This window comes from Bacteroides neonati (genome assembly GCF_000499785.1).
Lineage (GTDB): Bacteria > Bacteroidota > Bacteroidia > Bacteroidales > Bacteroidaceae > Bacteroides > Bacteroides neonati.
On the sequence record NZ_HG726020.1, the window covers coordinates 156901 to 172038 of the forward strand.

Annotated in this window: 10 protein-coding genes and 2 pseudogenes; 4 read left to right on the plus strand and 8 right to left on the minus strand. The window is 43.4% G+C overall.

Annotated features, from left to right (window positions below; genetic code table 11):
* Window positions 1–2: 2 nt before the first annotated feature.
* The 4 genes from TY03_RS03775 to TY03_RS03790 form a co-directional block, all read right to left on the minus strand.
* Window positions 3–833: a DUF3805 domain-containing protein gene (locus TY03_RS03775; protein ID WP_042367588.1), complete on the minus strand. Its 831-nt coding sequence runs from the start codon at window positions 831–833 to the stop codon at window positions 3–5.
* Window positions 834–1276: 443 nt separating this feature from the next.
* Window positions 1277–1663, minus strand: a complete 387-nt coding sequence (locus TY03_RS03780; RefSeq protein ID WP_042367589.1) for a lipocalin-like domain-containing protein — start codon at window positions 1661–1663, stop codon at window positions 1277–1279.
* The gene (locus TY03_RS03785; RefSeq protein WP_042369093.1) at window positions 1660–3096 is read right to left on the minus strand and encodes a capsule assembly Wzi family protein; all 1437 of its coding nucleotides are present in this window, start codon (window positions 3094–3096) and stop codon (window positions 1660–1662) included. Before TY03_RS03785 ends, TY03_RS03780 begins: the two co-directional genes overlap by 4 nt.
* An 85-nt stretch (window positions 3097–3181) precedes the next feature.
* Complete coding sequence (locus TY03_RS03790) at window positions 3182–4297, minus strand: hypothetical protein (protein WP_394330875.1); 1116 nt, start codon at window positions 4295–4297, stop codon at window positions 3182–3184.
* A 356-nt stretch (window positions 4298–4653) separates the two neighbouring features.
* Between TY03_RS03790 and TY03_RS03795 the strand changes: the two genes are divergently transcribed.
* Together TY03_RS03795 and TY03_RS03800 are read left to right on the plus strand one after the other, a co-directional pair.
* Complete coding sequence (locus TY03_RS03795; protein ID WP_042367591.1) at window positions 4654–5343, plus strand: response regulator transcription factor; 690 nt, start codon at window positions 4654–4656, stop codon at window positions 5341–5343.
* Window positions 5344–5351: 8 nt separating this feature from the next.
* The gene (locus tag TY03_RS03800) at window positions 5352–7130 is read left to right on the plus strand and encodes a sensor histidine kinase (protein WP_042367592.1); all 1779 of its coding nucleotides are present in this window, start codon (window positions 5352–5354) and stop codon (window positions 7128–7130) included.
* A gap of 27 nt (window positions 7131–7157) precedes the next feature.
* Here TY03_RS03800 and TY03_RS03805 read toward each other — a convergent pair whose 3' ends face one another.
* Window positions 7158–7643 (minus strand): DUF4625 domain-containing protein, encoded by a 486-nt coding sequence (locus tag TY03_RS03805; protein ID WP_042367593.1) that lies wholly within the window; start codon window positions 7641–7643, stop codon window positions 7158–7160.
* Window positions 7640–9028 (minus strand): annotated as a pseudogene (locus TY03_RS03810) (TonB-dependent receptor domain-containing protein); the annotation flags it as partial. The pseudogene TY03_RS03810 and the gene TY03_RS03805, both read right to left, overlap by 4 nt.
* 135 nt (window positions 9029–9163) lie before the next feature.
* Here TY03_RS03810 and TY03_RS03815 point away from each other — a divergent pair.
* Window positions 9164–10447 carry an IS1380 family transposase gene (locus TY03_RS03815; protein ID WP_042366226.1) on the plus strand — a complete coding sequence of 428 codons (1284 nt, stop codon included), beginning with the start codon at window positions 9164–9166 and terminating at the stop codon, window positions 10445–10447.
* Window positions 10448–10617: 170 nt separating this feature from the next.
* Here the strand turns inward: TY03_RS03815 and TY03_RS03820 are convergent.
* Both TY03_RS03820 and TY03_RS21715 read right to left on the minus strand, forming a co-directional pair.
* Window positions 10618–11388: pseudogene (locus TY03_RS03820) on the minus strand (TonB-dependent receptor plug domain-containing protein); the annotation flags it as partial.
* 40 nt (window positions 11389–11428) lie between these two features.
* Window positions 11429–11749 carry a hypothetical protein gene (locus TY03_RS21715; protein WP_074434130.1) on the minus strand — a complete coding sequence of 107 codons (321 nt, stop codon included), beginning with the start codon at window positions 11747–11749 and terminating at the stop codon, window positions 11429–11431.
* Window positions 11750–12062: 313 nt separating this feature from the next.
* On the opposite strand from TY03_RS21715, the gene TY03_RS03825 reads away from it, so the two are divergent.
* On the plus strand, window positions 12063–15119 hold the full coding sequence (locus TY03_RS03825; protein WP_042367594.1) for a SusC/RagA family TonB-linked outer membrane protein: 3057 nt from the start codon (window positions 12063–12065) through the stop codon (window positions 15117–15119).
* The last annotated feature ends 19 nt before the right edge of the window (window positions 15120–15138 follow it).

Genomic DNA, 15138 nt, shown 5'->3' on the forward strand with positions numbered 1-15138 from the left:
TGTTATACTAACGCATTTTTATAAGCCTCTTCTACGTTACAGGTTTCTCCGGCCTTTATTTTACTCCATGCCAACCGCAGCGGGTCGATCATTTTCTTGTTTTCTTTATATTGCAATACCGGAACTTCGCGGTTTCCATCGATTAGTGTCATCCACTCAAGTCCTTCAATTTCATTGAGCAAAATCACACAAATGGTTATGCCTATAGCCAACCATTCGTCTTTTTTCTTCGCTCCAATTGCTCCGGCATCAATCAATTGTTGTATTTTCGGCAGATCCTCTTCTGCTCCTTGGAAATCTTTTTTCAGCTCGTTCTTTATGAGAGTAACCGTCCATTCATAAGCTTCGTTGACAAGGCATATTTCGGATATTCGAATGGGAATCAGCTCGGCTGGGTATTTTACCCCATCTTCCCGAACAGACAGCGAAGCAATAATAAATTCGGCTTCCCTTACATCGGCTCCTTGAGGAGTTGTAAAGGAACATTCGAATGCCACATTATCAATACCGGTCACCCATACATGATGGGTATATTCAGTCTCATTCTCTTCGAACATCTCCTGGCTATAGGCACATGTCAACTCTCCTACTTTCACTATCGAAGCAGAAGCATTTTGCCTCAATTCCTGCTCAATAACCTCTTTGCCATAGTTATTAGCACGCCCTGCTTTCGAAGAGTCGTCTTTATATGCAGAAATACGGAAATTGCCCGTCCATACATCGGGGTTATAAAAAAGGAAGGTTCCTTCACCATCTTCAAACTCATTCCAATCCACCGGATAAAACATAGAAAACCATGCCTGCGGAGAGATAAACTTCTTACCTTGTGTCATAATGCTTCTGAATATTACTTCTCAACTATTGATATCACCACAAAAGTAACATTCCCGGCGGTGATATGCAAGCAATTTTTTCTCTTTATATCATTATGACTCTCACATAGGGTGCTTTTAGATACGTATTTACGATTTGAACAAGTAAGAAGAGGAAACAAAAGAGAAAACGAATGGCGAGAAAAAACTGCTGAAAGAAAACAGACAGGAATACCAGCGAACATAATATATTGATTTAAAGCACAATAATAGATAAAAACAAAAGCGAAAAACCAATACTTTTTATGCGACGTAAAACTAGTATTTTAATACTGTGTTAAAGTACTAGTTTTACATCCAAGAGATACTATATTTGATCTATAAAAGAACGTACTCTTGCTTATGAAGGAAATACGAAGCAAGCAAAGACGTTAACACTGTTAAAGCAATGGCACGGATAGAGACTAATACTTTCTAAACTCCAACCGCGCATAGTCCGATTCCAAAATCAGTTTATCACCATTCGGTATATCTACTTTGAAGCGTTGCAGTGTATCATTCATCCCATACGGGTGCATCACCTCTTGAGAGGGAGCGCCCGTAATATGCACATACAAGGAATCGCCCACGTATGCAAACTTACCAAAATAACTCCCTGAATTCAAATTCTTAATATTAATAAGATGCAGTTGGAAACCATAATAAATATCTTCGGCCTTTTTCGTTTCGCCGTTACTGTACGTAATCTGACGCATTTGCCAGAATCCGTCCAAATGACGATACTCATACATTGGTCCGCAAGCGGTCATACACGATACTAGCAACAATAAAAATATTGATTTTCTTTTCATTTCTTTCTCCTTCCTATCCACCCTGTTTTACGAATGGTAAGCATGCCACCTTGACTTTTTCCGATCATATCACCCCCATCTATCGCACCCGATAAAGTGAAATTCCATCCCGGTAACCTCTTGGGCGAATAATTCATCTCTACCAATGCATTCTTATTACTCTTTATCTCCTGAAAAGGAGTACCATAAGTACCCCAATGTTGTGCAAAAGTCATCAACACCCGATAACCAATCTCTGCTGTCGGCTTTCCATTGAAGCCCAAATGAAAGGCCTTCACACGATTACTGCGAAAATCCAACCCGCCATCTTTGTTATATAGCGGAGCGATTAGCAAGGGATTGCCAATACCTTGCCCCCAATGCTCCCAACCCGCATATTGCCCATTGTTATAATAATTATCGGCACCTGTATATTTTTCATCCATTCCTTGCAGGGGAGAATGAAAAGCTCCCGATTGGTGTTTGGTGTATAAGAATTCTCCTACCACTGTTTCTACAAAAGGGTTCTTAGGAAGTGTCACTTCCAGCCCAGCTAAACAATCGCGCCAGAATCCGTATTTCATCATCATGCCCGACCCGTCATCAAAATAGTGTTCATAATACCCTCTCACTTTCCAATCGGAAAATCGATAGCCCACCGATAAGTTATAACTTCCCAAGTGATTACCGTAGATATTGATCTGATCGCTTTCCGACGACCCTTTTCCCCCGCCCATTGGGAAAAGAACACGTAAGTAATCAACTATGCCTTGAGGTGATGAAAGCACGCTCCCATCCGGATAATGACAATCACCCCCAAATTGAGCTGCCATCTCCATACCAAATTCAACGGTCAGCGGAAATGTCTGCTTTTCCATCTTTAAAAATAAAGATTTGGAATGATAAAGCACATCGGTAGCATAAGAGGAGCGCTTTTGTGTAAAATCTTGCTGAAACTCTTCGTCGGTAAAACGACCATAAGCGATGTGCCCTTTCAGGTGTAACCATCCGTGTGTGCCGGGAAACGGAATATATTCGGGTACGGAGATACGTACTTGCGGAATAGGGCGTGCATTGGTCGAAAAGGTCATTCCTCCGGTGCTAAGCTCGTCGTTCTTCAACTCACTGCCACGCTCCTTACTGCCTATGCTCAACTCCCAGAAGCGATAATGCACATCTACATAAGCCTGCTGCACTACAAACGAAGAGGTAAAACGTTTCAATGCTGCCAACTCCAAGCCGAAACCATAGGTAAACTTCTTTTCGGCATCGGGATTCCGAAAGATACCTGCCAAAAGATAGGCATTATTCTTCTCAAGCGACGATAATCCGTGTTTATTGGCCGTCAGCCAGAATGGAATTTGACTACCGCTACTAAGGGTGATCCCCGTCTCGGTAGTATAATTTAATCCTTTACTAAATTGCGCTTTTACACAAAAAGGAACCAGCAACATAAGGCCGATTAAGTAGTTTCGATGGATCTTCAACGTTTTGTCTTTTTTTGTCAAGGCTACAAAGATAAGACAAAGAACTGAAAAATTACTTACCTAATGGCTGAATTCGTCTGCGTACATCCTTTGATATTTCCAGAAACATATAGTTTAGTTTACCCGAATGGATGCCTTTTTCATTTTCCCGGTATTTCTTGTCGGCATATTGCTTCGATTTTTCAAACGTAATAAGTGACATTTCGTTTTGCGACTTTCCAACCATCGTCGAATCCAACCGCTCGTCCGGAAAGAAATCATCCATATCCGCATCGCCGATCATGGTGGTCTCCAAGAAATGCATTTTCTTATGCTTACTATCGGTATAATAACCTACAAACATATGTCCGGGCGTGCGCACCAATATCGGATCTATATTAATAGCCCGAAGCAGAGAGGCGAACAGCACACTACCATCTACACAGTTTATCTGCGAGGACTCCAGCGCATCATCAAACGTGCGTACCCGTTGCGAGTAAACCACATTACTGGATAAGCTGGTGTTCGACACCGAGCTATACCTAAATTTGCGTTTTTGCAATACATTCCACAAGGCATATACCTGCTTGTCTACGGCTGTAGAATCAGGGTTTTGATAACCGAGAAAGCGATTCACAATGCGAGTATTGAGTGCTTCTCGCAACAACTGATCGATCATCGGATTATCTTCATTTACATAAGAAGCAAAGAAAATACTGGTATCATGAAACTTGGTACCATTCGAAACATAACCCAACAAGCACTCATTGATACTACGAACCGAGAATGTACGTACACGCTGACCTAAGTCCTTTCCATTCATCTCTACTGTAATAGCAACGCTAATGGGCTCTGCTTGCGAAATATTCTTCAAAGCTTCATAATTCCAAATGATATCGGGGAAAATAGTGTACTCCTTACGGGGTTTATCAAGAATAAATTCCGAAACAGAACGAGCAAAAAAAGGTGTTTCGGCCACTTCAATACGCACCCTGCTATACGCCGAATGAGACCGTACTTTGATAGCAATACATGATTTGGGATTCCCCAGATAGGTAGAGTCGGCAGGTTCAATTACTTGTGCGTCGGTAGTTGCTACCGAAAGAATGGCAGAAGGAAATATATTGCCACCTAACTCATCAACTATTTCAAAATCGGATGAGAAGGAGTTACACTTAACAATAGACATAGTCGTCACTATCAAAAAAAGTAAGATGGCTGCAACAACTATCTCACGCTTGCGTTGTCTGAAATTTATTTTAATCATTGATGTATATTCTCTTTATTCTTTAGTCGGCCGAAAGAAAAGATGTCACTTCCTCTATTTCGGAAAACATGCTAATTCTTTTCAAAGAAAGATGCTGTGTATTTTAAAAACCCTCACTATTTCTTTTCGGGAAACAAAGATAAATCTTTTTATTCGCAATTCTCGTTTTTTAATCGAAATGTAATATCTGTTTCATGTATCCGTAACAAAATGGCCGCATCTTTGTTGCATAAAGAAATAAAGCTTAACTTTGTAATACACATTAATTAAGAAATACAATGAACAATTACCGCATTCTAGTTGTCGATGACGAAGAAGATCTTTGCGAAATTCTAAAATTTAATTTAGAAAATGAAGGCTATGAAGTAGATGTAGCTTATTCGGCCGAAGAAGCTTTAAAGCTGGATATCAGCAACTACAATTTGTTATTATTAGACGTCATGATGGGCGAAATATCGGGATTCAAAATGGCCAATATACTAAAGAAAGATAAGCGAACATCTGCTGTTCCTATCGTCTTTATTACTGCCAAGGATACCGAGAACGACACTATCACCGGATTTAACTTGGGAGCAGATGACTATATTTCAAAGCCATTCTCATTGCGCGAGGTAATTGCCCGTACCAAAGCTGTATTGCGTCGCACCGCTACGATCGAAGCCGAAAAAGCTCCCGAACAGCTTAGCTATCAAACATTGGTCATTGACATCACCAAAAAGAAAGTAAGTATCAACGGTACAGAAGTTTCTCTGACCAAGAAAGAGTTCGAAATATTATTTCTTTTACTACAAAACAAAGGCCGCGTTTTCTCCCGCGAAGACATCCTAAGCCGTATATGGAGTGATGAAGTTTATGTATTGGACCGCACTATCGACGTAAATATTACGCGTTTACGCAAAAAAATAGGTATTTACGGTAAATGTATAGTTACGCGTTTGGGATATGGATATTGTTTCGAAACCGAATAAATAATAAAATGAATCTACCTGTCAATCATAAGCATATTCTCTCTTTCAGCCAAAAGCTATTTCTTTCGGTCATTGGACTTTTTATGGTATTTGCTGCATGTTTTATTGCCTACCAATACCAACGCGAAAAAGAATATAAAATCGAACTGCTCCATACACAACTACAAGATTATAATGTACGCCTGCACGAGAAGTTCGATACGCTTACCAACTCCAGAGAGCAAGTTAAGAAATACATTCGCGAACATACGATGCCCGATCTTCGTATTACCATCATTGATTTGAATGGAAAGGTTATTTTTGACAGCTATAAACCCAATTATACCCAACTCGAAAACCACCTGAACCGCAAGGAAGTACATAAAGCGGTACAAAACGGCAGTGGGTTCGATGTGCGTCGCACATCGGAAACCACAGGCTTACCCTATTTTTATTCGGCAACTGCCTTCGACGATTACATTATCCGATCAGCTCTTCCATACAACGTGAGCCTGACCAATAATCTTGAAGCCGACTCTCACTACATTTGGTTCACACTGATAATCATGTTGATACTTATCATCATTTTCTATAAGTTCACCAACAAGCTGGGTACTTCGGTCAGTCAATTAAGAGAGTTTGCTATGCGCGCCGATCGAAATGAGCCTATCGATACAGAGATGCAGGATACCTTTCCTCATAATGAGTTGGGGGAGATTTCGCAACACATTATTCAAATATACAAGCGTTTGCACGAAACCAAAGAGGCCCTTTACATCGAACGCGAGAAGTTGATTACTCACCTACAGACCTCTCATGAAGGACTGGGTGTGTTTAACCGGGATAAAAAAGAGATACTGGTGAATACTCTTTTTACTCAATACAGCAACCTCATCTCCGATTCGAACCTGCAAACTGCCGAAGAGGTATTCGGCATCAATGAGCTAAAACCGGTCACCGATTTTATCAACCAAATGCAAAAGCGACCGGTGGGCAATAACGAGAAACGGATGTCGATCACACTGAATAAGAATGGTCGAACCTTTATCGTCGAATGTATCATTTTTCAAGACCTTAGCTTCGAAATCAGCATCAATGACGTAACACAGGAAGAAGAACAGGTACGTCTTAAACGGCAACTTACGCAGAACATTGCACACGAACTTAAAACTCCTGTAAGCAGTATTCAAGGCTACTTGGAAACCATCGTGAGCAATGATAACATCCCGCGCGAAAAGATGAACATATTCCTGGAACGTTGCTACGCCCAAAGCAACCGACTAAGTAGGTTATTGCGCGATATCTCCGTACTTACTCGTATGGATGAGGTAGTTAACATGATCGATATGGAAAAGGTAGACCTTTCGGTACTGGTAAGCAATATCATCAATGAAGTGTCGTTGGAAACGGAGGAGAAACACATTACAGTCGTTAATTCTCTCAAAAAGAACATGCAACTCCGCGGAAATTATTCATTGCTCTACTCCATCTTTCGTAACCTGATGGATAATGCCATCGCCTATGCAGGGAGTAATATCAGCATCCATATTAACTGTTTCCGCGAAGACGAAAACTTCTATTACTTCAGCTTTGCAGATAGTGGTATCGGTGTTTCGCCCGAACATCTTAATCGGCTTTTCGAACGCTTCTACCGAGTCGACAAAGGACGCTCACGAAAGATCGGGGGTACCGGTTTGGGACTTGCCATTGTAAAAAACGCCGTTATCATTCATGGCGGAAGTATTTCGGCCAAGAACAATAACGGCGGTGGATTAGAGTTTGTGTTTACGCTTGCCAAAGGAAAATAAGGCACAGCCTCCACACAGCATACTTAGTTACTCGTGATCGTGGTCGTGGTCTTCCCCTTCGGTGAGGCTCAACACAATGTTTCTGGCCACGCTCGACTCATTTCCGGCAGCATCGGTACAATACACCATCAGGTGATACTTGCCCGGTGTAGCATCGGCAGGAATCAAGATCTCATGATGGTGTACCCGCTTATTCTTAAGGCCTGCCACATCATTCCATGACTTATTGAAGGCAAACGGTTTGGTTGCTTCGACAGTTCTTGAATGGGTGTGCCCATCGAAATTATTGTGAATCTCAATTTTGTAAGAAGCCAGCATCACATCGTCTGAGAGATCCATTTCGAGATGGACTCCCGTTTCGCTGCCTATCTTCAACACAGCTCCCTCTTCGGGTTCAATCAGGTTGATAATCGGCTTGGTGGTGTCGCTATCTTTCTCTTTATCGCAAGAAGAAAGAGCCAAAGAGAAGAGAACTAAAGAGCAAACAGCTAAAAGATAATATTTTGTTTTCATTTTAATAATTGGTTAAAGGGTACTTTAATAAATAATTGAAAGTTTCGTCCCGGTTCGGGGACTTCTATTTTCCGATAGAAACTCAAATGGTTATAATAACGCACATCAAAGAGGTTCCGTACTGCCAAGCTAAGCTCCACGTTCGCTTTTCCAATCGACAGGTTCAGCATACCACCCAGATGTAGCAGATTCGCACCGGGTGTTCGCTCTTCATTCCTTGCTACCCGGTTTTGAGCAGCGATGGTTTGAAACTCTGCATACAACTGATACGCTTTCCTCTTCCAGGTTAGTGTGTGGCGCATCGAAGCGGGTGGCGAAAAGCTCAACGGGATGTGCTCGTCGACATTGTACGTATATACATACTCACCGGCGAACTGATAGTTCAAACTACGCAACACATCCACGCTAACCGTAGCCTCAGCTCCTGCAAAGACAGCCTCAGCACCCGTATAGCGGTATATCTGTCCGGCATGAGGCAGTATAGACCACTCTCCCGTCGGTTTCAGAAACAGATAATTCGAGAACCAACTGGCAAAGGGCGAAACAGACAGACGCACTCGTTCGTAATCAAGCTGATACGACACATCCATTTGCCAACCTTGCTCGGACTGAAGCGAAGCATCGCCTTGCTCATGCCTAAACGTTCCGTGGTGTACACCGTTTGCAGCCAATTCATTGGCTCCGGGCAAGCGAAAGCTACGTCCTACATTTACCTTAATCAGTTGAGTCGGTGTAGGATTCCACACTACACCCAGCGAACAAGAGTAGTCGCCAAACGTTCGATTCACCGCATAGCTACGCCACTGATAATCCTCAATCTGCTGGGAAGTATAACCTTGCTCGTGCAGATACGCGTTCAAATAGACGTCTTTGTAGGGTGAGATACGAAGCTGCCCGTAGTCGTAGCGTATGCCTCCACTCACCGCAAACCGATTATGGGGACGATACGTTGTGAGCCAAAGCACTCCGGTAGTTAACCGTTTGTATCGAGGTAGTAAGAAGGAGTATCCCGATATATTGTTTACCTGGTACTGTCCCTCCCATCCGGCTATATGCTCCCAAGTCGAAGAACCCAACAAACGAGCTTTCACGGCGGTACTATAAGTGTTCAACTCAAAAGCAAGTTCTTTGTCAGGATCCTTTTCCGGGGGACGTTGTGTTCCGTAATGGGTATGAAACAAGCTCCATTCCTCACGGTCATTCCGCTGATATCCCCAATCGGCAGACAAGAGTAGTTTCTCCCACAAGTACTGCTGATGCGTGGTTACCTTCAGGTGATTGACCCGACTATAAGGCAGGTCTATGTTGCGGCTGTTGCCATCGTCTTCCAAACGAGTGGCATCGGGCACTCCGTGTGCTCCCGGGAAGAATCCCACCTTCTGATAAGCCTTAAATCCGCAGTCATATTATTTTCAGAGAATCCAAACACTTGAGGATGAATAACATCCTCAAGGTTTGGTTATGTCACAAGATTCACCTAAATTAGTGCTACCAAACAAACCATAAAGGTACTTGTGCATATGACAACAAAAATAGCCATAAAATCAGATAATATCACTCCTTTTGGGGGTATATTTTACGCAATGGATGAATTTTCTCGTTTAGGACTGAATTCCGTGATCGATAAATCTTTAGGATTACGTTCTTCCTACGCCGGTTACCAATATAGCGAAATTATTTCGAGCCTATTTTGGATCTACTATTGCGGCGGTGACCACATCGAAGATATCGGCAAACACCTTGGCAAACATCTTGAATTACGCCCGGATACTGAAATCCCCAGTCCGGATACTTTATTGAGAGGCATAAAAGAACTCGCAGAATTGGATATCCACTATACTTCCCAAAAAGGAGCAAGCTATGCTTTCAATAAGGCGGAACAGCTTAATAGTTTGATGCTCGATATGCTCCTTCAAACAGAACAACTCAAGCCAAACACGCTTTATAACTTGGACTTCGACCACCAGTTTATTCCCACAGAAAAGTATGACACTCAGTATTCTTACAAGAAAAAACGTGGTTATTTCCCCGGCACGGCAACTATTGGTGGTAACATTGTTGGTGTGGAAAATCGGGCCGCAAACGCAAATGTCCGTTTTCGTCAAGCGGATACGCTCCAACGGACTTTTCGTCGTTTGGCCGATAGGGGAATATTCATAGACCGTTGCCGGATGGACTGTGGTTCTTATTCGGAAGAGATTATCCGTATGACACATGGCTACTGCAACAAGTTCTACATACGAGCCGGCAAATGTCAGTCTCTGTATGAAGAAATGACGAAAATCACAGATTGGAAAAAAGAAGAAATCAACTTCGAGAATTATGAAGTGACCTCCATACCTTTTACTTCCTTTTTGCAAGAAGAAAACTACCGACTTGTTATTCAAAGGCAAAAGCGTAAGGACAACCAATTGGACCTATTTGATGGTGAATACACCTATCGGTGCATCTTAACCAATGACCATGAAAGTTCTGAAAAAGACATTGTACTCTTCTACAATGCTCGTGGAGCCTGTGAAAGAACATTCGACATGATGAATAACGATTTCGGGTGGAGTCATCTTCCCTGTTCATTCCTCAAAGAGAATACAGTATTCCTGCTACTTACAGCCATGGCTAAAAACTTTTATGCTTACCTTATTGAGAAGGTTGCAGCCGTGTTTGAAGATATTGAACCGGTAAGCCGAGTCAAACGATTTATCTTTCGATTCATTACAGTTCCTGCGAAATGGGTAAAGACAGGCAGACAATGGGTACTCAATATTTATTCCGACAAACCATACAAGTTGCTTTGGAGTCCGTAAAAACAACTTTTCGTGGGATTACTTATGCCTTCAGCTAACTGGGGAAAGGGGAAGCTATGCCCTATAACCTGAAATCAAGGAGAAAAGCAGGGGGAAAAGCTACGAGTAGGAACTATTAGGTGAATTAAATCGCTATTTGAATCAGTTATAAATTAGCTGCGGATTTGAGGATAAGCATTACTCACAGCATAACTACTCTGATAGCGTCCGCTCTTGTAGTGCGTATAGAGACTGATGTTCCGCTCTACTCCTGCTGTATTCTTCATCCGTCTGCCGTGTACAGGCATCCGCTGAGTTAGATAGACAAGAGTATCTGTCGGAATGCGGTAATCGCCGAAGTGCTGCTCCGAGAAACGAACCTTGGTAAACCACCGGTTCTTTTTGATAGCAAGCATCAACGATCCACCTATATCTGCATTGACAGACTTCCCCAACAGAGCAACCTCTCCCAAAAGTTGATTTTCATGGGGAGGGGTTGGCTGAACAATTTCAATCACTCCTCCCATGGCATCACTGCCATAAAGCAACGAAGAGGGTCCCTTCTTTACATCGACCGCCTCAATATTAAAGGCATCAATCTCCAATCCGTGGTCGGCTCCCCACTGTTGTCCCTCCTGTTTTATTCCGTTTTCGGTTACGGCAATCCGGTTAAAACCCATTCCCCGAATCATCGGTTTAGAGAAGCCGGAGCCAATATCCATCGACTGAATGCCGGGAAGTTGCCCGATGGTCTGCATCAGATTTCCTGTGAAGTGTTTGTGCAGGTATTCTTGCCGAAGCACATCAAGAGCCAGTGTCGTTTTCTTTTGTTGGATATGCTGATAGGATTCAGTAATCACGACTTCAGATAAAGACACACTTTTGAGTGAATCGGCCGTTTGTGCACACACAGGCAGAGCCAACCATACTCCCAGCATACCCGAAAAATAATTGATATGCATCGTATAATCATTTGAATGTAATAAAAAGAAATAAGTAAAATCAAGCTAGTACGGGAGGTGCACGCAGACAAGGCGAGTAAGAGAGCGCAAAACTTATCTTACTCAGGTAAACTACCGGCTCACACGGGGTAAGCGTTAATCGAAAGTCGAAGTGAAGTATTTCGGCCTGTATAAAAGGCGAAACGGTAAAATGACAAATAGCACAACTATCGTAGGGGTTGCTCGTCTGCCTATGATCCGAATGACAGGCAGACGGATGCTCACTGTCCGCATGATTGTGAAGAGACTTCACAACCAAGAGAGGCATAAATGTAACAAACAACAGCCATGCTATGAGTATTCTTTTTTCGGCTTTCTTCATTCGAAATGCTTTTGGAGCATTACAAAGATAGGCAGTGTTGGCGAGAAACACAACCTTATTGTATTTTTATAAGATGTTTTACGTGTCGGATATATTGGTGAGCAGCTTACTGTAGAATAGTTCCACAGCGTTGTAGAACTATTCTACAAGAGAGACAAAAGCTAACTCCTTTTTATCTTTTTTATCTTTTTGCAACCTTATTGTAATCAGTAATTTAGATCAACAGCCACCGTTTACTCTCTCTTTGGCACATATATTGAATAAACTACTATAATAGAAGAAAGAGTTATATAGGTAATAAAAAATTATTTTTATGAGGAAATGTAAGATTGTATGCGTGCTAATGCTTTGCTTATTTACGCATCAGATAAAAGCGCAAGTAACGGCAGTAAAAGGGATAGTAACATCATCCGAAGACAAGTTGCCACTGATCGGAGCAACCGTAAAAATCAAAGACACAGGCAACGGCGTTATAACAGACCTGGATGGAGCTTACACGCTCGAGGTGAAACCCACTGATAAACTGCTCATTATTGAGTATGTGGGAATGAAACCCGTAGAGGCTAAGATTCCAGCCGACGGCCTACTGAATGTGGTACTTCAACCCAGCACCATCAGTCTGGACGAGGTAGTGGTGACGGGATACGGAAACTTCTCCAAATCTTCTTTTACCGGATCGGCTAATACACTCCGTGCCGATTTGCTGAAGAATGTTCCGGTGATGTCGGTCGAACAAAAGCTGCAAGGCATGACCTCGGGTGTATCCATCACCAGTGGTTCCGGGCAACCCGGAGGAAATCAAAGCATTCGCATCCGTGGAATGGGATCCTTCAATGCATCGCAAGAACCCTTGTTTGTAATCGACGGTGTACCGGTTAGCTCAGGCAGTCTTAGTAGCGGCAGTAGTGCCGAGGCTTCGTATATGAACAATGCCAAAACCAATGTAATGAGCACCCTCAATCCGGCAGATATCGAGAATATCACGGTTATTAAAGACGCAGCAGCAGCCTCACTCTACGGTTCGCGGGCAGCCAATGGTGTTATTCTGATAACCACCAAACAAGGAGCTGTTGGGCGTACACAGGTTACCTTCCGAGCCAATGGCGGATTTTCGGATGCAGCAGTATCGTTTCGTCCTACACTGAATGGAGAGCAACGCCGGGAACTCATCTACGAAGGATTGCTCCATTCGGCCATCGATCAAGGAATGGACTCCCCACAAACCTATGCCGACAGCCAGATCAACACTTATGCAGGTATACCCGGAATAGGATATACAGACTGGCGGAAAGAGCTTTTCCGCAAAGCAACGCACCAAAGCTACGAAGCTTCTGTATCGGGAGGAAACGATAAAACAACCTTTTACAGTTCGCTGGGCTTCAACCGACAGGAAGGGTTGGTCGAGAACTCCAGTCTTGACCGTTATTCGGCTCGCCTGAACGTAGTACAGAAAGTTGGTAAAAGAGGTGAGGTAGGTGCTAATGTCATGTTCAGTCAAATTAACCAGGAGATGAACGAAGAACGCACATCGAGTATCAACCCTTTCTTTGTGGTAGCAGTCAACGGCACTCCCTCTTTTCCGGTGCGGGATGCTTCGGGCAATTATGTAGGCTCTTACCCCGGCTCTACCGTCAACCCTCTTCGCGATATTCGGACCGATTACAACCGAAGCCGTATCACCCGTATGTTTTCGACCGGATACGGTTCGATCGAACTAATCAAAGGACTTAAGTTGAAAGAGGTGCTGAGTTATGACTACTCCATACAAAAGGATGCCCGTTATTGGAACCCACTCAGTGGTGCAGGTGCCAAGAGCGGAAGCGATGCCCAAACCGCCAAAGGGTTTATCGAATATGGCAGACTCACCTCATCGACTTCATTGAACTTTTTACGCACTTTTGCCCACAAACATCAAATCGATGCCCTCATTGCCTACGAACTGGAAGATTATCAAACCGACAATGCTGTAGGAGACAAATCGAAACTACCATCCGACATATTGGTAGAGCCCGACAATGCAGCCGTACTTAACAGCTTCACATCGAATACACAGGCTTCGAGAATGATTTCATATTTGTCGCGCATCAATTACAATTACGACGAACGTTACTATGTGGCTGGAAGCTTCCGCCGCGACGGAAGTTCACGTTTACCCATGGAGAATCGTTGGGGCAACTTCTGGTCGGTATCGGGTATGTGGCACTTAAGCAACGAATCGTTCATGGAGCCACTCAAGAAAGTACTCAGTGATGTTAAGTTTCGTGCCTCATACGGAGTGAACGGAAACCAACCCGGAGCTTTTTATGGTTTTATGGGGCTCTATGGCTACGGACAAAACTACATGGGAGCAGCCGGCTCGTATGAAACCACACAAGCGAACAACGGATTGAGATGGGAAAAGAACTACAACCTGAACCTAGGGGTAGACATCGCCTTGCTTGGACGCATCTTTATGAGTCTGGAATACTATAACCGCGATACCAAAGACTTACTATACAATCGTCCTACCAGCGCCACAACCGGATTTCTGAACTATCTGGGCAACCTGGGACAACTCAATAACAAGGGTTTCGAATTCGAATTGCGTACGGTTAACTTTGCCGGTACCGACTTTAACTGGACAACCGTCTTAAACATGAGTCATAACCGGAATAAAATTGTAACGCTCGATGGTCAAATGGATCAATCCATTGCAGGCAGTTGGTTTATTCGCAAAGTAGGATTACCTTTTAATACGTTTTACGTGAAGGAATTTGCCGGTGTCAGTCCAGAGACCGGAAAAGCGCTTTACTACCTCAACACCATCAACGAACAAGGAGAGTATGACCGCACCGTAACAGACAATGCCGGCAAGGCGCAAGCCATCCCCTACAAGTCTGTCGATCCCAAAGTATCGGGTGGACTAACCAATATCCTCTCTTATAAATGGCTGGATCTTAGCATGACCTTTACCTACTCACTGGGCGGATATTCGTTTGATAAAACGGGTACGTACAATGAAACCGATGGAAGCAACGAGTCCAATCGGAATCTTCCACTCTATGCCTTGAACCGCTGGCAGCAACCGGGTGATGTAACCAATGTTCCCCGCTTTGTCATCGGGCAACCGGCAGGACCGCAAAATTCCTCGCGATATATTCACAGCACCGACCATATCCGATTGAAGAACCTGACTTTCGGTGTTACGCTTCCACATACCTGGGTACGCAAAGCCATGATCGAAAAAGCACGCTTTTACTTTTCGGGAAGCAACCTGCTTACATGGGTCAAGTGGAATCAATACGATCCGGAAGTACCCGTATCGGGCGAGGTATTCTGCGAAACACCTCCCATGCGCACCTTTAGTTTTGGTGTCGAGGTTACTTTCTAAACCGCCATTTCTTTGAATT

Excerpts from the sequence above, each read along its gene's own strand:
- TY03_RS03775 (WP_042367588.1), bottom strand. The coding sequence starts at position 833 with ATGACACAAGGTAAGAAGTTTATCTCTCCGCAGGCATGGTTTTCTATG.
- TY03_RS03805 (WP_042367593.1), bottom strand. The coding sequence starts at position 7,643 with ATGAAAACAAAATATTATCTTTTAGCTGTTTGCTCTTTAGTTCTCTTC.
- TY03_RS03795 (WP_042367591.1), top strand. The coding sequence starts at position 4,654 with ATGAACAATTACCGCATTCTAGTTGTCGATGACGAAGAAGATCTTTGC.
- TY03_RS03800 (WP_042367592.1), top strand. The coding sequence starts at position 5,352 with ATGAATCTACCTGTCAATCATAAGCATATTCTCTCTTTCAGCCAAAAG.
- TY03_RS21715 (WP_074434130.1), bottom strand. The coding sequence starts at position 11,749 with ATGAAGAAAGCCGAAAAAAGAATACTCATAGCATGGCTGTTGTTTGTT.
- TY03_RS03790 (WP_394330875.1), bottom strand. The coding sequence starts at position 4,297 with ATGTCTATTGTTAAGTGTAACTCCTTCTCATCCGATTTTGAAATAGTT.
- TY03_RS03785 (WP_042369093.1), bottom strand. The coding sequence starts at position 3,096 with ATGTTGCTGGTTCCTTTTTGTGTAAAAGCGCAATTTAGTAAAGGATTA.
- TY03_RS03780 (WP_042367589.1), bottom strand. The coding sequence starts at position 1,663 with ATGAAAAGAAAATCAATATTTTTATTGTTGCTAGTATCGTGTATGACC.
- TY03_RS03815 (WP_042366226.1), top strand. The coding sequence starts at position 9,164 with ATGACAACAAAAATAGCCATAAAATCAGATAATATCACTCCTTTTGGG.
- TY03_RS03825 (WP_042367594.1), top strand. The coding sequence starts at position 12,063 with ATGAGGAAATGTAAGATTGTATGCGTGCTAATGCTTTGCTTATTTACG.